We start from the raw sequence: 16,832 nt of genomic DNA, 5'->3' as shown, positions 1-16,832 counted from the left end.
CGGCGTTATCGTCGGGGGGTGACCATTCCGCACACCCTTCCCCGCCGCCCGGACGCCGTCGCGCACCGCCGCCGGGCCGCCGCCGCGCTGGCCTGCCTGCTCACCCTGGCGCCGCTGGCGGCCTGCACCGCGCCGGCCCCGACGCCCTCCGCCACGGCCACCGCGACCGTTGCCCCGACCCCCGCAGCGGCGCCGGTCGCCCAGTTCTCCCTGACGGTCGCCGACGGCACGTTCACCCTGGCCGGCGCCGCCACCGACGACGCCGCCCGCGCGGCCGCCGTCGCCGCCGTCTCGGCGGGCCTGGGCGCCGGGGTGCCGGTGGACGACCAGCTCACCGTGGTCGACGGCGCGTGGCTGCCGGACGCCGACGCGCTCACGGCGCTGGCGTCCGAGCTCGTCGGCGTGGAGGCCGTGAGCCTCAACGTGAACGCGGGGGACGCCGTCGTGGCCGGCACCGTCACCGACGAGGCCGAGCGACAGGCCGCGGTGGACGCCGTGACCACCGCCTTCCCCGACGCCGAGGTCACCGACACCATCGCCATCGTCGAGCTGTGCACCGTGGTCGGCGCCAAGGTGCGGGAGGCGTCCCAGCCACCCGCCCTGGTGTTCGAGACAGGCTCGACCGACCTCACCGACGCGTCGCAGACCGCCGTCGCCGAGATCGCCGAGCTCGTGGCGCAGTGCCCCGACACGACCCTCACCGTCGTCGGCCAGACGGACGCCCGCGGCTCGGAATCCGGCAACGAGGCGCTCGCCCTGGAGCGGGCCAACGTGGTCGCCGCCGCCCTCGAGGCGGCCGGGGTGCCGAGCCAGTCCCTGCTCGTGCAGGGCAACGCAGCCAACGCCCCGGTCAGCGACGACGATGCCCTCAACCGGCGCGTCGACGTGGCCGTGCAGTGACGGGGCCTGACGTGGCCGTGCCGCACCACCACCTGCCTCGGGACGCCGATCTGCGGCTCGTCGTCAGCGACATGGACGGGACGTTGCTGGACGACGCCGGCCACCTGCCCGACGAGTTCTGGCCGCTGCTGGACGTGATGCGTGAGCGCGGCATCGTGTTCGCGCCGGCGTCCGGACGCCAGCGCGCGACCCTGGAGACACTGTTCGAGCGCGCGCTCGACGGCATGTCGCTGATCGCCGAGAACGGCACGTACGTGGTGCGCGACGGCGCCGAGGTGTCGTCGGCCGTCCTGCCGCCCAGCCTGTGGCAGTCCGTCGTGGCGGCCACTCGCGCGGCCCGGGCCGACGGGCTCGACCTCGGGGTCGTGGTCTGCGGCAAGCGCGCGGCCTACCTCGAACGCACCGACGACGCCTTCCTCACCGCGTGCTCCCCCTACTACGTGACCATGCAGCTCGTGGCCGACCAGCTGGCCGTCGACGACGAGATCATCAAGATGGCCGTCTACGACTTCGACGACGCCGAGGTCTCCGTGGCGCGCTTCGCCGAGTTCGCCGCCGACCACCAGGTGGTCGTGTCGGGCCGCAACTGGATCGACATCATGGCCGCAGGCATCAACAAGGGTGCGGCCGTGCGCGCCCTGCAGGCCGACCTCGGCGTGACCCGCGCGCAGACCGTCGCGTTCGGCGACTTCTTCAACGACGCCGAGATGCTGGACGAGGCCGACTGGTCGTTCGCGACCGCCAACGCCCACCCGGCCATCCGCGAGCGCGCGCGGTACGGGGCGTCCTCGAACGCCGACCACGGCGTCCTCCGCGTGCTGGAGCACCTGCTCGGCCTCTGACGGGCGGCCAGCGCTTGTCGTGATACCCCCCTGGGGTACCATGGATGCATGTCCGAACACCAGCACACCCACTCCGGCGCCGACCAGCGCGACCCCGAGGCCGTCCTCGACCCGGTGTGCGGCATGACGGTGGACCCCCGCGCCACCGACCACCACGCCGTCCACGACGGCGTCACCCACCACTTCTGCTCGGCCGGGTGCAAGGAGACGTTCCTGGCCGATCCGGACGCCCACGCCGGCGGTCCCGCCGGCCATGCCAGCCACGCCGACCCTGCCGTGCAGGCCGAGGCGTCCGCCGTCGACGCCGATGAGTGGACGTGCCCCATGCACCCGGAGGTCCGCCAGGACCACCCGGGCTCCTGCCCGCTGTGCGGCATGGCGCTGGAGCCGGTCACGGTGACGGCGGATTCCGGCCCGAGCCCCGAGCTGGCCGACATGACCCGCCGGTTCTGGATCGCCCTGGCGCTCTCCTTGCCCGTCTTCGCCCTGGAGATGGGCTCGCACCTGGTGCCGGCCATCGCGGCGGCGGTGGATGCGCGCGTCTCGGTGTGGGTGCAGTTCGCGCTCGCCACCCCGGTGGTGCTGTGGGCCGGCTGGCCCTTCTTCGTGCGCGGCGTCGCGTCGGTGCGCGCCCGCAGCCTCAACATGTTCACGCTGGTCGCCATGGGCACCGGCGTGGCCTGGCTGTACAGCACGGTGGCGACGCTGGCGCCCGGCATCTTCCCGGACGCCTTCCGCGACCAGCACGGCACGGTGGCGGTCTACTTCGAGGCCGCCGCGGTCATCACCACCCTCGTGCTGCTCGGCCAGGTGCTGGAGCTGCGCGCCCGTGAGGCGACCTCCGGTGCGATCCGGGCGCTGCTCGACCTGACCCCGCAGACGGCCCGCCGCGTCACCGACGACGGCGAGGCCGAGGTGCCGCTGGACGAGGTGCGTCTCGGCGACCGGCTCCGCGTCCGCCCGGGCGAGCAGGTGCCGGTGGACGGCTCGGTGGTCGAGGGCCGCTCGACGCTGGACGAGTCGATGGTGACGGGCGAGTCGATGCCGGTCACAAAGGAGGTGGGCGACACCGTCATCGGCGGCACGCTCAACCAGACCGGCTCGCTGCTCGTGACCGCCGAGAAGATCGGCCGCGACACCATGCTCGCCCGCATCGTCGCCATGGTCGCCGACGCGCAGCGCTCCCGCGCCCCGATCCAGCGGATGGCCGACAAGGTCTCCGGCGTGTTCGTCCCCGTCGTCCTCGGGGTCGCGGTGCTGGCGTTCGTCGTCTGGGCGCTCGTCGGGCCCGACCCCCGGCTGGCCCACGCCCTCGTGGTCGCGGTCAGCGTCCTCATCATCGCGTGCCCCTGCGCGCTCGGGCTGGCGACCCCCATGTCGATCATGGTCGGCGTCGGACGCGGCGCGCGCGAGGGCGTCCTCATCAAGAACGCCGAGGCGCTCGAGCGCATGGAGAAGGTCGACACCCTCGTGGTCGACAAGACCGGCACCCTCACCGAGGGACGCCCCGCGCTGACGCAGGTCGTCGTGGCGCCCGGTGCGGGCCTCACCGAGGATGAGCTGCTGCGGCTGGCCGCCGCCGTCGAGAACGCCTCGGAGCACCCGCTGGCCCGCGCGGTCGTCGAGGCGGCCTCCGAGCGAGGCCTGGAGCTGCCCGGTGTGGCGGACTTCGACGCCCCCGCCGGCCGCGGCGTCACCGGCACGGTCGACGGCCGCGGCGTCCGGCTGGGCACCAGCACCCACCTGCGCTCCGACGGCGTCGACACCGCGGCCCTGGACGCGGACGCCGACCGGCTCCGCGGCGAGGGCGCCACGGTGGTGTACGCCGCCGTGGACGGCTCCCTCGCGGGCCTGCTCGTGATCGCCGACCGGGTCAAGGAATCCACCCCCGCCGCGCTCGCCGCGCTGCGGGAGGACGGCATCCGTGTCGTCATGCTGACCGGCGACAACGCGACGACCGCGCGGGCCGTGGCATCCGGCCTGGGGATCGACGAGGTCGAGGCCGAGGTGATGCCCGACCAGAAGGCCGCGGTCGTCGAGCGGCTGCGCGGGGAGGGTCGCGTGGTGGCGATGGCGGGCGACGGCGTCAACGACGCCCCGGCCCTGGCCGCGGCCGACGTCGGCCTGGCGATGTCGTCCGGCACCGACGTGGCGATCGAGTCGGCCGGCGTGACGCTGCTGCGCGGCGACCTGACCGGCATCGTGACGGCCCGCGCCCTCTCCGCCATGACGATGCGCAACATCCGGCAGAACCTGGTGTTCGCGTTCGTCTACAACGCGGCCGGCATCCCCATCGCCGCGGGCGTGCTCTACCCGTTCACCGGGCTGCTGCTCTCACCGATCCTGGCGGCCGCGGCGATGGCGCTGTCGTCGGTCTCCGTGATCGGCAACGCCCTGCGGCTGCGGGCGCAGTCGCTGACCTGACGCCTGCGCCGACCGGGCTCAGTGGCGAGGCTCAGGCGTCCGGCTCCGCCGGGTCGGCCTCCGCGCGACGGTCGCGGCGGCGGAACCAGCGCAGGGACGGCCACCCCAGGCCGTGGGCGTGCTCCGGCTCGGGCGTGGGCTCCGGCTCGGCGGGCGGTGCGGCCGCGATCAGCGCGGCCCGCTCGGCGCGCAGGGCTTCGCGGGTCTCCTCGACCAGTTGGTCGCGGACGGGCTTGGGCGGTGCCGAGGTGGGCTCGGGCTCCAGGCGGGTGCGCGGCAGGGCGTAGGAGGCATCGGTCTGCAGCCAGAGTACGAGATCCTCGCGCAGCTGGCAGCGCAGGTTCCACAGGTCGTCGGAGTTGCGGGCCGACACGAGCAACCGCAGCTCGACGTGCCCGTTCTGGCTGTCGGTCACCTGCACGCCGGCGGTCTGACCGTCCCACAGCGGGTTGCCCTCCACGAGTCGCAGCGCCTCGGAGCGGAATGCCTCCACGGGCACGAGCCAGTCGAGATCGAACATCACGGCGCCGAGCTGCGCCGGGTCGGTCTTCGTCCAGTTCTCGAACGACTGCGCGGTGAACAGGGTGGACGGCACGACGAGGCGGCGCCCGTCCCACACGCGGAGCACCACGTAGGTGAGCGTGATCTCCTCCACCCGCGAGGTCTCCCCCTCCATCACCACGGTGTCGCCCACGCGGAGGGCGTCCGAGAAGGCGATCTGCAGGCCCGCGAAGATGTTGCTCAGCGACGACTGGGCGGCCAGGCCGGCCACGATCGAGAGGATGCCGGCGGACGCGAACACCGACGCCCCGATGGCGCGGAAGGCGTCGAACGTCAGCAGCACCGATGCGATCGCAACCAGCCACACCAGGGCGACACCGACCCGGCGCACCATCTGCAGCTGGGTGCGGACGCGCAGGGCGTCGCCGTGGGCGCCCGTGCGGGCCCGACGGGCGTTCACCGAGTCCTCCACGGCGCGGAGCAGGCCGGCGGCGAGCTGCGCCCCCGCCAGGATCACCGCGATCAACACCCCGTGCTGCAGGGTCGCGTAGTCGTCCCACTGCTCGCCCAGCACCTGCGCGCTGGTGCCGACCAGCAGCCCCACGCCCACGCCGAGCACCGCGAAGAACACCCGCTGCGGCACGCGCAGCCGCAGCGAGACGTGGGTCAGGCCCGGACGCCGCCGGCGCAGCAGCGCCACCGCGAGGGTGAGGAGGAAGGACAGCAGCAGCCCGAGCGCCAACCCGGCCGTCGCGTACAGCAGCACGCTGAGCACATCGATGACCACCTCGCCGGTTTCGTTCTCCACCCGATCGAGACTAACCCGGCCCCGCGGTGGAGTCGCCCCGCCGACCACCCCGCGGCTGCACCTCGCTCCCCGCGCACCAGCCGGGACGGCCCCCACGCAGCCTCCGCACGGTGCCGGTCGAGGGCGTCGCAGATGTGCCCTTTGGGGGGAGTTCCGGCGGCGCCCCGACGAGTAGCGTGGGGGGTATGGCAGACCAGTACAGCTTCCAGAATCCCGTGACGCAGTACGAGAAGATCTCCCCGCCGGAGCAGACGCAGCCCGAGCCGGGCCTCGACCGCGACCTCAAGCCCCTCGCCGACCTGGGCGCGGACAGCTACCGCGGCACCGGACGCCTCGAGGGCCGCAAGGCCCTCATCACCGGTGGCGACTCCGGCATCGGCGCGGCCACCGCGATCGCGTTCGCCCGTGAGGGCGCCGACGTGGCCATCAGCTACCTCCCCGAGGAGGAGCCGGACGCCGAGAAGATCATCGCGCTCATCGAGAAGGCCGGCCGCAAGGCGCTCGCCCTGCCCGGCGACCTCAAGGACCGCGAGTACTGCGTGGACATCGTCGAGAAGACCGTCAAGGAGTTCGGCGGGCTCGACATCCTCGTCAACAACGGCGGCAAGCAGGTGTCGGTCGACGACATCGCCGACATCACCGACGAGCAGTTCGACCACACGATGAAGACGAACATCTACGCGATGTTCTGGATCACGAAGGCCGCGGTGGAGCACCTGCCGGCCGGGTCGGCGATCATCAACACCACGTCGATCCAGGCGTACAACCCGTCGCCGAACCTGCTCGACTACGCCACCACGAAGAGCGCGATCAACAACTTCACCAAGGGCCTCGCCCAGCAGCTCGCCGCCAAGGGCATCCGCGTCAACGCGGTCGCCCCGGGCCCGATCTGGACGCCGCTGCAGCCCACCTACGGGCAGCCGATGGAGAAGCTGGTCGAGTTCGGCCAGTCGACCCCGATCGGACGCGGTGGCCAGCCCGCCGAGCTCGCGCCGGCGTACGTGTTCCTCGCGTCGCAGGAGTCGAGCTACGTCCTCGGCGAGACCCTGAACGTCAACGGCGGCTCCCCCACGCCGTAAGGCTCACCCCGCCAAGACCCACCCACCCAGAGGGTGCGACCCACCCACCCCCGCACACCCCACCACGGGCCGGACGCCTTCGCGTCCGGCCCGTGCGCGTGCCCGGGGCAGCTCAGGCGCCGGCGTCCGCCTCGCCGGCCGGACGCGCGGGGCCGTCCCCGGCCCGGTGCTCGAAGGGCGGGCGCTGCAGCGCGAGATCGGTCAGGGCGTCGAGCTGTTCGGGTTCGAGCCGGATGTCGGCGGCGGACGCGTTGGCGCGGAGCTCGTCGACGGACTCGGCGCCGACGATCGCGGACGTCACCGCGGGGCGGGAGAGCAGCCAGGCCAACGAGGTCTGGAACGGCTCCAAGCCCCACTCCCGGCTCAGCCGGTCGACCTCGCGGGCCAGCGCGACCTCCGCCTCGGGGAAGCCGGCGCCCTGGAAGCGCTGGTCGCCCGAGACGGGCCGGTCGAGCACCGCCAGGTCGGCGAGCAGCCCGCCGTGCAGGGGGGCATAAGGGACGATCGAGATGCCGAAGCGGTCGCACGCCGGGCCCAGTTCCTGCTCGGCGGTCCGATCGACCAGGCTGTACTTCACCTGGGCCGCGACGGGGGCGTTCAGCCGGCGGTCATCGGCAATCCACAGGGCCTGGACGACCTGCCACGCCGGATGGTTGGACAAGCCGACGCTGCGGATCTTGCCCTGCCGGATGAGGTCGTCGTAGGCGGCGAGCGTCTGCTCGAGGGGTGTGTCCGGGTCGGGGTCGTGGGCGTAGTACAGGTCGATGTAGTCGGTGCCGAGCCGGCGGAGGCTCTCCTCGACCTGGCGGATGATGTGGCGGCGCGACAGGCCGCGGTCGTTGACGCCGTGGCCGACGATCCCGTTCGACTTGGTGGCCACCACCCAGTCGTCGCGGCGGCCGCGCAGGGCGCGTCCCAGGATGGTCTCGGCCGGCTCGCGGTCGGCCGCGGCCGGGGCGCCGGGGCGGTCGAACACCGGCATGTGGCCGTACACATCGGCGGTGTCGACAAAGTTGATGCCCAGATCGGACGCGGCGCCGACGACCCGGTCGGCGTCCTGGGCCGTGGGAGCGACGCCGAAGGTCGCGGTGCCGAGGCAGATGGTCGACACCCGCACGCCGGTGGTGCCGAGGATTCGGTACTGCATCAGGACTCCTTGGTTGCGGGGAGGGCTTGGTACGGGGGGCTTGGTCGGTGGTCGGAGGCCGAAGGGGGACGCGGTCGGCGCGTCAGGCGTCCTCGAACGCGAGGGAGCTGGAGAGCTCCCGGTGGGCCTCGGCCTGGGCGCGGAGCGTGGCGGCCTTCTGCTCGGCCACCGCGAGGATCGCCGCGAGCGCGATGAACCTACGCGGCGGCTCCGGCAGGGCGGCGAGGGTGAGCAGCGCCTGGGCCAGCTTGGCGGGGTCGCCTTCCTGGTGGCCGTTCATGTCCTGGTACTGCTGCACCTGCTGGGCGTGGCGCTCCGCGTAGTCCGCGATGGAGGGGGCGGCGAAGGTGGCCGAGTCGGGGGTGAGGAGCTCAGTGCGGAAGAAGCCGGGATTCACGATGGTGGTGTGGATGCCGAACGGTTCCACCTCCGGCTGCAGCGCCTCCATCCACCCCTCGAGCCCGAACTTGGCGGCGGAGTAGGCCGAGTTGAACTCGAAGCCGGCCAGCCCTGCCCCCGAGGAGATGGACAAGACGTGCCCGGACCGCTGCCGGCGCATCACCGGCAGCACGGCGCGGGTGACGTTCATCGGGCCTACCAGGGTGGTGGCGAGCTGGTCGGCGATCTCCTCGGGCGTCAGCTCCTCGAAGTATCCACCGTGGAAGGTCGCGGCGTTGTTGACCAGCACGTCGATGCGGCCGAACCGCGCCACCGCCTCCTCGACGGCCGCGCTCGCCTCAGCCGGCTCGGTGACATCGAGCCGGGTCACCAGCAGATCGTCCTCGGCCTGCTCCTGTTCGGCCAGGGCACGGCGGACGGCGTCGGGCTCGCGTCCGGTGGCGACGACGCGATGCCCGGCTGCCAGCGCCGCCCGGACGAAGTGCAACCCCATCCCCCGCCCTGCGCCGGTGATGAACCACACCTGCGAATCGGTGCTCACGATGATCTCCCCTGTCTCGGCTGCGTCTACAGCAATACTATAACCAGATGGTAGGTTTTCGTCCAGAACCGGAGGGGGGACAATGAGCGGCGTGACTGGCACCCGCAAGCCCCGAGGCCCCTACCGCGCCGGCATCCGCCGCCGTGAGCAGATCGTGGCCGCCGCGATCGACGTGTTCGGGGAGGCGGGCTTTGCGGGCGGGTCGGTGCGCACGATCGCCGAGCGCGTGGGCGTGTCCCACGCCACGCTGCTGCAGCACTTCGGCAGCAAGGAGGGCCTGCTCACGGCCGTCCTGGCCGAATGGGATCGCCAGACCGTTGCGGGGAATCTGGCCGACGTGGTGGGGCTCGACTACTTCCGCCGCCTCCCCGACGTGATGGCCGGGCACGTGCACCACCGCGGCCTGCTGGAGCTGTTCACCACGATCGCCGCCGAGGCGTCCAGCGCCGACCACCCCGCGCACGCGTTCGTCCAGGCCCGCTACACCGGCAATCTCGCCACCCTGGCGTCCCACCTCACCCAGGCGGTCGACGCCGGGGACATTCGGCCCCTCACCCCGGCTGAGATCACGACGGAGGTCCGTCTCGTGACGGCCGTGCTGGACGGCATCGGGCTGCAGTGGTTGCTCGATCCGAGCACCGACGTGGTCACCGCGACCCGCACGTTCGTCACGCGCACCATCGCCGCTTGGCGCGGGGACGAACCCCTCGACGGCGCGGGCCAGCAGTCCTAGACTGACGCCACCCGAACGCCTTCAAACCGAACGCCCTCCAGAGAGGTGCCACCCATGTCGCCCACCCCCATCGCGATTTGTCCGTCGGCTGCTTGGCTGCCGCGCACCAGCGAAACGTCCCTCTGATGGGTGACCCCCTCGGCCCGCTCACGCCCAACGGAATGGAAGTCGCGTTTCCTCTGATCGCCCTGGTCTTCGGAGTGCTGCACCTCGCGGTGCTCGTGCTGGTCGCGGCGGCGGCGATCAAGTACCTGCGCAGCTGACCCGTCCGCACCGCTCGGGTGGACGCGAAACACCGCCGCAACAGCCCACGGGATAACCTGCTCGCCGACCGCACCACCCTGAGAGGCGAGCCCATGGCGTCCGAAACCACCACCGAGATCCGCGAGACCGACAGCGACTACTCCCTCGAACCCGTCCCGGTGCGGGCCCGCCGCAGCTTCTGGGCGGTGGGATTCGTGATGTTGGGGTTCACGTTCTTCTCCGCGTCCATGAGCGTCGGCGCGACGCTGGGCAACGGGCTCGACCTCGCCGGGTTCGTCGCGGCCGTGCTGATCGGCGGGGCAATCCTGGCCGTCTACACCGGCTTCCTCGCCCACATCGGCGCCCGCACCGGCCTGGGCATGGACCTCATGGCCCACCACGCGTTCGGCACGCACGGGTCGTTCCTGCCGTCGGCGCTGATCGCGCTCACCCAGATGGGGTGGTTCGGCGTCGGCGTGGCCATGTTCGCGCTGCCCGCCGCCGAGCTGCTCGGTGTCAACCCCTGGATCATCGTGGTGGTCGCCGGCGCGCTCATGACGGCTTCGGCCTACTTCGGCATCAAGGCCATCGAGATCGTGAGCTTCGTCTCCGTGCCGCTCATCGCGATCCTGGGCACCTACTCCATGGTGACCGCCACCGCCGAAGGCGGCGGGCTCGAGGCCATCTTCGCCGCGTCCACCGGCCTGCCGCTGCTGACGGCGGTGGGCATGGTGATCGGCTCGTTCATCTCCGGCGGCACGGCCACGCCGAACTTCACCCGCTTCGCCGGCAGCGCCCGCAGCGCGGTGGTCACGACGGTGATCGCGTTCCTGCTCGGCAACACCCTGATGTTCGCGTTCGGCGCCGTGGGCGGCGCCTTCACCGGGCAGCAGGACATCTTCTACGTGATGATCGCCCAGGGCCTCGCGATTCCCGCCCTGCTCGTGCTCGGTGCCAACATCTGGACCACCAACAACAACGCCCTCTACACCTCCGGCCTCGGCTTCGCGAACATCACGAAGGTCCGCAAGCGCCCGCTGGTGCTGGTCGCCGGCATTCTTGGCACGCTCGGCGCGCTGTGGCTCTACGACAACTTCGTCGGCTGGCTGTCGTTCCTGAACGCCGCCCTGCCGCCCATCGGCGCCATCCTCATCGTTGACTACTTCCGCCACAAGGCCGAGTACCTCTCCGAGGTGCGTCCGACCCGCCCGGTCAACCTCGGCGCGGTCGTCGGCGTGGTCGCGGGCGGGCTGGTCGGCTGGTTCGTGCCCGTTGGCATCGCGTCGATCAACGCGATGGCCGTCGCCATCGCCTGCTACCTCATCGGCGAGCTGGTGCTCGGACGCGGCGCGCGCGAGGTGGCGCCCCTCACCTCCGGCCACGGCGCGGACGCCGACGTGATCAACTGAGCCCATGCTGATCCGCAACGTCACCCTGCCCGGGCGCGAGGGCCGCGTCGACCTCCGCGTCACCGACGGCGTCTTCGCGGCCATCGATCCCGGGCTGGCGGCGTCCGAGGGTGAGGAGTCCTGGGACGCCGAGGGGCGCCTCGCGCTGCCCCCGTTCGTGGAGAGCCACATCCACCTCGACAGCGTGCTCACCGCGGGCGAGCCGGCCTGGAACCAGTCCGGGACGCTGTTCGAGGGCATCGAGCGGTGGGCCGAGCGCAAGGAGCTGCTGACCGTCGCGGACGTCAAGGCCCGGGTGAACCGGGTGGTGCGGCAGCAGGCGACGTTCGGCGTCCAGTACATCCGGACGCACGTGGACGTCACCGACCCCGACCTCACCGCCCTGCGCGCCCTGCTCGAACTGCGCGAGGAGCTGGCCGACTTCGTGACGCTGCAGATCGTGGCGTTCCCGCAGGAGGGGATCTGTTCGTTCCCGGACGGCCGGGCCCTCATGGAGAAGGCTGCCGATCTCGGTGCGGACGCCATCGGTGCTATCCCCCATTTCGAGTTCACCCGGGAGTACGCGGTGGAGTCGCTCAACTTCGCCTGCGATCTCGCCCACGAGCGCGGCCTGCTCATGGACGTGCACTGCGACGAGATCGACGACGAGGCGTCGCGCGGCCTGGAGACCCTCGCGACCCGCGCCTACGAGCTGGGCCTGGGGAGCCGCGTCACGGCGTCCCACACCACGGCGATGCACAGCTACAACAACGCCTACTTCACGCGGTTGCTGCGCCTGCTGCGGCTGAGTGGCATCAACTTCGTGGCGAACCCCCTGGTCAACACCCACCTGCAGGGGCGCATCGACACCTACCCGAAGCGGCGCGGCGTGACGCGGGTGAAGGAGCTCACCGCGGCAGGCATCAACGTCAGCTTCGGCACCGACGACATCCAGGACCCCTGGAATCCGCTCGGCACCGGCAACCTGCGCGACGTGGTGTTCCACGGCATGTACGTCACCCAGCAGATGGGCTACGGCGAGCTGTGCGACTCCCACCGCTTCGTCACCCACAACGCGGCACGGACGCTGAACCTGGGCGATGACTACGGCATCGAGGTGGGGCGCCCCGCCCGCTTCGTCGTGCTGGACGCCCCGAGCTGGTTCGACGCGCTCAACTGGAACGCCCCCGTGCTGCGGTCCTACCGCGACGGACGCCTCATCGCCCGCTCCGAGCCCGCGGTGCGCGAGGCGCTCTTCTAGAGCTCCCTGGCCGGGCCGGTGCGACGATAAAGGCGACACTCGATTCTGTGACGCACGCCTCGGCACGCTCAGCGCGCGAATGAGCACGCACTCACTGTCAGCTTTTCGTCGGAACCCGCCACGCCCGCTGCGGACCGGTGGTCACGACCTCAGAGGTCGACTCCGAGATAGGTCCGCTTGACGCGGTCGTCCTCGAGGAGCGCGGCGCCGGTGTCGGAGAACGTGATCGCCCCCACCTCCAGCACGTAGCCGCGGTCGGAGAGCTGCAGCGCGGCCTGCGCGTTCTGCTCCACCAGCAGGATCGTGGTGCCCTCGGCCTGCAGGTCGGCGATGGTCCGCATGATCGTCTGCGTCATGATCGGCGAGAGGCCCATCGACGGTTCGTCGAGCATCAGCAACCGCGGCCGGCTCATCATGGCCCGTCCGATGGCCAGCATCTGCTGCTCGCCCCCGGAGAACAGGCCCGCCGCCTGGTTGCGCCGCTCACCCAGCACCGTGAACAGCCCGTACACCCGGTCGAGATCCTGGCGGACCCCCGCGGCGTCCCGGCGCGTGAAGGCCCCGAGCAGCAGGTTGTCCTCCACGCTCATGCGCGGGAACAGCCGGCGCCCCTCGGGCGAGTGCGCGATGCCGCGCGTGACGATCTGGTGGGCCGGTACGCCGTCCAGCCGCTCGCCCTCGAACCAGATCTCGCCGGAGACCGGCTTCAACAGCCCCGAGATGGTGCGCAGCGTCGTCGTCTTGCCCGCCCCGTTCGTGCCCAGCAGGGAGACGATCTGCCCCTGCTCGACCGTGAAGGAGATGCCCTTCACCGCCTGGACGCGGCCGTAGGCCACCACCAGGTCCTTCACCTCAAGCATCGTGGTCTCCTCGCCGGCGCCGGGCGCCGAGGATCGGGTTGGCCGCGTTCGGCGGCATCTCGAGCACGGGGTTGCTCGGCTGCAGGTGCGCCAGGGACGCCTCGGGCGCCGGCGCCGCGTTCGGGAGGTCGACGGAGCCGCCGATGTAGGCCTCGATCACGCGGGGGTCGTGCTGCACCTCCGCGGGCGTCCCCTCCACCAGCACCTCACCGCGCACGAGGCAGACGACCCGGTCGCAGAGGCTGAAGATGAACCGCATGTCGTGCTCGATGACGAGCACGGCGATGTCGAGCCCCCGGATGCGCTGGATCAGCTCCTCCGCCTCGCGCGTCTCCTGCGGGTTCATGCCCGCCGTGGGTTCGTCGAGCAGCAGCAGCTTGGGTTCGAGGGCGAGCGCCCGAGCGATCTCGAGGCGCCGCTGGTCGCCGTAGGGCAGGTTGCGGCTCAGCAGGTCGGTGGTGTGGCCGAGCCCCACGAACTCCAGCCACCGCTGGGACACCTCGCGGGTCTCCACCTCCTCCCGCCGGTGACGGGGCAGCCGGAAGATCGCGTCGAGCGCGTTCGTCCGGGTGCGGCAGTACCGCGCCACCATCACGTTCTCCAGGGCCGTCATGTTGTGGAACAGCCGGATGTTCTGGAACGTCCGCGACACCCCCGCCGCCGCCACCTTGCGCGGCTTGGGCGGCAGCACCTGCCCGTCGAGCAGCACGCTGCCCGAGGTGGGCGGGTACATGCCGGTAAGGCAGTTGAAGAACGTGGTCTTGCCCGCGCCGTTGGGCCCGATCAGGCCGAGGATCTCGCCGCGGTGGATGTCGAGCGACACCTGGTTCACGGCGGTCAGCCCGCCGAATTGCATGGTCACGTCCCGCGCCTGCAGCAAGCCGGACGCCGGCGCCCCGGTCTCGCGTCCGGCGGCGGGGTGGGCAGAGGCTCCGTGGGCGTGGGCCGTCATCGGTGGTCTCCCTTCGCGGTGGCGCCGGATCCAGGCTCGGCCGACGTGCCCTCGACGACCGAACCCACACGGTGCGCAGCCACGTCGTCGGCCACCTCGTCGGCGAGCTCCTCGTCGTCATCGTGGAACTCGAGCTGACGCCGCTCGTCCGGCATGAGCCCCTCGGGCCGGAATCGCATCATGACCACGAGCAGCAGCCCGAAGGTCAGCAGGCGGTAGTCCTCGAAGAAGCGCAGCTTCTCCGGCAGCAGTTTCAGCACGGTGGCGCCGACGAGGACGCCGCCCACCGTGCCCATGCCGCCGAGCACGATGCCGGCGACGAGGAACGCCGACTCAAGGAAGATGTACTGGTCGGGCGTGACGGAGACGTCGACGTGGGCCTTCACGGAGCCCGCGACGCCGGCCAGGAACGCGCCGCCGGCGAAGGCCAGCAGCTTCAGGCCGAACGTGTTGACGCCCATCGCCTCGGCGGCCCGCTCGTCCTCGCGGATGGCGACCCAGCCGCGTCCGATGCGGCTCCGGTTGAGGTTGGTGAACACCAGGATGATCAGGCCCATCACGAGCAGCAGCAGCCAGTAGTAGTTGGCGAAGCGGCCGATGGTGATGCCGAAGATGTCGTGCGGGGAGCCGAAGTCGAAGCCGAAGAAGTCGAGGTTCGGGATCGCCGGGATGCCGTTGGAGCCGCGCGTCAGGTTGGGGCCGTCCGTGCCGTCGAGGTTGTTCATCGAGATGCGGAAGATCTCACCGAACGCGAGGGTCACGATGGCCAGGTAGTCGCCGGAGACGCGCAGCGTGGGCGAGCCGATGAGCAGGCCCAGCAGCGCCGAGACGCACCCCGAGATCAGCACGACGATGGGGAACGGCGGGCTCCAGCCGATGGTGGCGAACGCCGACTCGCTGAGCACCGCCGCGGTGAAGGCGCCCGCTCCCAGGAACGCGATGTAGCCCAAGTCGAGCAGGCCGGCGAGCCCCACCACGATGTTGAGGCCCATGGCGGTGGCGGCGAAGATCAGGACGCCGGCCGCGATCGACATGTTGGCGTCCGAGCCGTTCTGGGTGAACGGGAAGACGAAGGCCACGACGAACGCGCTCAGCACGAGCACCGACCGGTTCTGCCCGGCCGCGGTGGAGAGCCAGCCCAGCAGACCCACCTGGGCTGCCACCCAGACGACCACGCCGGCCCAGACGCCGAAGCTGAAGAAGGCGCCGGGGTCGTCCAGGTCGAGGCCGTAGGCGGCGACGAACAGCACGAAGGCCAGCGCGAGCACGATGCCGAGGATCTGCAACCAGGCGGGCGAGCGCAGGGTGCGCAGCGTGGGCTCTTCCCCGCGCGGCAGGGTCAGGACGCCGCTGGCCGCCAGCATGGCGCCGGCCAGGGCGAGCCAACCGCCCGGTTCGAGCGCGACCAGCCCGGCCAGCTCCAGCGCGCTGGCCACCAACACGACCGCGACGAACGCCAGCAGCGCGATCGCGGCGGCGCGGGCGCCGCGGTTGAAGTTGAGCCGGCGGCCGAGGCTGCGGCGTCCCTGGGGGCGGACGACCCACCCGAGCACCAGGCAGGCCAGCAGCACGACGGTGAGCGCCAGGCCGCACCACTGCAGGGGCGAGGGGGCGAACCAGAAGGTCATGTCGTCGAGCGCGGGGCGGTAGGCCCAGGGCAGCATCGGGGCCGCGAGCAGCAGCGCCGTGCCGACCAGCGCGACGAGGCGTCCAGGAGCGGCAAACCGCTCGAAGGAGGCGAGAAACGCGGGCCGGTTCATGCGCGATCCACCACCTTCGCACCGAGGAGGCCTTGTGGCCGGAACACGAGCACGAGGATGAGCAGGACGAACGCCCACACGTCCTTCCAGGCCGAGCTGCCGAACTGGCCGGGGATGAAGGTCGTGGCCATGGCCTCGACGACCCCGAGCGTCAGGCCGCCGACCACGGCGCCGTTGATGTTGCCGATGCCGCCGAGCACGGCGGCGGTGAACGCCTTCAACCCGGAGAGGAAGCCCATCAGCGGGTCGATGTTGTTGTAGCGCAGCCCGTGCGCCAGCCCGGCGACTGCCGCCAGCGCCGCGCCCACCGCGAAGGCCGTCGCGATGGCCCGGTCGACGTTGATGCCCATGAGGCGGCTGGTGTCGGCGTCCTGGCTCGTGGCCTGCATCGCCCGGCCCATGCGGGTCTTGTTGACGAACCACCACAGCAGCACCGTGCAGACCGCCAGCGCGCCCAGGGTGAACAGTGCGGAGTACTGGATCGTGAGGCCGCCGAACTGCACCGTGCGGCCGGTGATGCCCTCGATGACCGGGAACGGGATGGCCCGACGGCTGTCCGGAAAACCCGGGATGCGGCCGTAGAAGAGGCGGACGGCCTCCTGCAGCGCGATCGAGATGCCAATCGCCGAGATCAGCGGCGCGAGGCGCGGCGCGCTGCGCAGCGGACGGTACGCCAGCCGCTCCATGAGCAGCGCCACGGTCACCGACGTCACGATGCCGCCCAGCAGCATGGCCGGCAGCACGACGCCCAGGGCGATCCCGACGCTCAGGCTGGCGGGGGCACCCATGAGCATCCACGTGGTGTACGCCCCGAACGCGCCCACCATGAAGATCTCCCCGTGGGCGAAGTTGATGAGTTGGACGATGCCGTACACGACGGTGTAGCCGACGGCGATGAGCGCGTACAGCGCTCCCAGGCTCAGCCCGTTCACCAACTGCTGGAGGAAAAGGTCCATCGGTCTCCTTCGCACGAGGTGAGGAGTTCCGGCACGCC

General features: G+C 71.5%; 15 protein-coding genes. 8 read left to right on the top strand and 7 right to left on the bottom strand.

Going from position 1 to position 16,832, the window contains the following annotated elements; genetic code table 11:
* Positions 1-18: 18 nt before the first annotated feature.
* The 3 genes from IFY26_RS14985 to IFY26_RS14975 are packed head-to-tail and all read left to right on the top strand — an operon-like array spanning position 19 to position 4,166.
* On the top strand, positions 19-900 hold the full coding sequence (locus IFY26_RS14985) for an OmpA family protein (protein ID WP_232549811.1): 882 nt from the start codon (positions 19-21) through the stop codon (positions 898-900).
* 11 nt (positions 901-911) lie between these two features.
* Positions 912-1,742: a Cof-type HAD-IIB family hydrolase gene (locus IFY26_RS14980; protein ID WP_332836202.1), complete on the top strand. Its 831-nt coding sequence runs from the start codon at positions 912-914 to the stop codon at positions 1,740-1,742.
* A gap of 48 nt (positions 1,743-1,790) precedes the next feature.
* Positions 1,791-4,166 (top strand): heavy metal translocating P-type ATPase, encoded by a 2,376-nt coding sequence (locus tag IFY26_RS14975; protein WP_269779606.1) that lies wholly within the window; start codon positions 1,791-1,793, stop codon positions 4,164-4,166.
* A gap of 31 nt (positions 4,167-4,197) precedes the next feature.
* Here IFY26_RS14975 and IFY26_RS14970 read toward each other — a convergent pair whose 3' ends face one another.
* A complete protein-coding gene (locus IFY26_RS14970; RefSeq protein WP_232549810.1) occupies positions 4,198-5,475 on the bottom strand; it encodes a mechanosensitive ion channel family protein in 1,278 nt (425 codons plus the stop codon).
* Between the two features lie 185 nt (positions 5,476-5,660).
* On the opposite strand from IFY26_RS14970, the gene IFY26_RS14965 reads away from it, so the two are divergent.
* The gene (locus tag IFY26_RS14965) at positions 5,661-6,554 is read left to right on the top strand and encodes an SDR family oxidoreductase (RefSeq protein ID WP_232549809.1); all 894 of its coding nucleotides are present in this window, start codon (positions 5,661-5,663) and stop codon (positions 6,552-6,554) included.
* A 112-nt stretch (positions 6,555-6,666) separates the two neighbouring features.
* Here IFY26_RS14965 and IFY26_RS14960 read toward each other — a convergent pair whose 3' ends face one another.
* Both IFY26_RS14960 and IFY26_RS14955 read right to left on the bottom strand, forming a co-directional pair.
* Positions 6,667-7,701, bottom strand: a complete 1,035-nt coding sequence (locus tag IFY26_RS14960) for an aldo/keto reductase (protein ID WP_232549808.1) — start codon at positions 7,699-7,701, stop codon at positions 6,667-6,669.
* Positions 7,702-7,783: 82 nt separating this feature from the next.
* Entirely contained in the window at positions 7,784-8,641 is an 858-nt protein-coding gene (locus IFY26_RS14955) for an SDR family NAD(P)-dependent oxidoreductase (protein ID WP_232549807.1), read from the bottom strand.
* Between the two features lie 91 nt (positions 8,642-8,732).
* Between IFY26_RS14955 and IFY26_RS14950 the strand changes: the two genes are divergently transcribed.
* The 4 genes from IFY26_RS14950 (at position 8,733) to codA (ending at position 12,266) form a co-directional block, all read left to right on the top strand.
* Positions 8,733-9,374 (top strand): TetR/AcrR family transcriptional regulator, encoded by a 642-nt coding sequence (locus IFY26_RS14950; protein WP_232549806.1) that lies wholly within the window; start codon positions 8,733-8,735, stop codon positions 9,372-9,374.
* A gap of 125 nt (positions 9,375-9,499) precedes the next feature.
* Complete coding sequence (locus IFY26_RS14945; protein ID WP_232549805.1) at positions 9,500-9,637, top strand: hypothetical protein; 138 nt, start codon at positions 9,500-9,502, stop codon at positions 9,635-9,637.
* Between the two features lie 93 nt (positions 9,638-9,730).
* Complete coding sequence (gene codB / locus IFY26_RS14940; protein ID WP_232549804.1) at positions 9,731-11,026, top strand: cytosine permease; 1,296 nt, start codon at positions 9,731-9,733, stop codon at positions 11,024-11,026.
* A 4-nt stretch (positions 11,027-11,030) separates the two neighbouring features.
* A complete protein-coding gene (gene codA, locus IFY26_RS14935; protein WP_232549803.1) occupies positions 11,031-12,266 on the top strand; it encodes a cytosine deaminase in 1,236 nt (411 codons plus the stop codon).
* Positions 12,267-12,415: 149 nt separating this feature from the next.
* Here codA and IFY26_RS14930 read toward each other — a convergent pair whose 3' ends face one another.
* From IFY26_RS14930 to IFY26_RS14915, 4 genes are read right to left on the bottom strand one after another with little or no spacing between them, the layout of a single operon-like run.
* On the bottom strand, positions 12,416-13,126 hold the full coding sequence (locus tag IFY26_RS14930) for an ABC transporter ATP-binding protein (protein WP_232549802.1): 711 nt from the start codon (positions 13,124-13,126) through the stop codon (positions 12,416-12,418).
* Positions 13,119-14,078, bottom strand: coding sequence for an ABC transporter ATP-binding protein (locus IFY26_RS14925; protein WP_232549801.1), 960 nt, complete (start codon positions 14,076-14,078; stop codon positions 13,119-13,121). Before IFY26_RS14925 ends, IFY26_RS14930 begins: the two co-directional genes overlap by 8 nt.
* Positions 14,075-15,838 (bottom strand): branched-chain amino acid ABC transporter permease, encoded by a 1,764-nt coding sequence (locus IFY26_RS14920; RefSeq protein WP_232549800.1) that lies wholly within the window; start codon positions 15,836-15,838, stop codon positions 14,075-14,077. The genes IFY26_RS14925 and IFY26_RS14920 overlap by 4 nt, the downstream gene beginning before the upstream one ends.
* The gene (locus IFY26_RS14915; RefSeq protein WP_232549799.1) at positions 15,835-16,794 is read right to left on the bottom strand and encodes a branched-chain amino acid ABC transporter permease; all 960 of its coding nucleotides are present in this window, start codon (positions 16,792-16,794) and stop codon (positions 15,835-15,837) included. The genes IFY26_RS14920 and IFY26_RS14915 overlap by 4 nt, the downstream gene beginning before the upstream one ends.
* Positions 16,795-16,832 lie beyond the last annotated feature (38 nt).

Source organism: Propioniciclava soli, from assembly GCF_014858005.1.
Taxonomy (GTDB): domain Bacteria; phylum Actinomycetota; class Actinomycetes; order Propionibacteriales; family Propionibacteriaceae; genus Propioniciclava; species Propioniciclava soli.
Note: the sequence above shows the minus strand (reverse complement) of the source record. Positions and strands in the feature narration are given on the sequence as shown.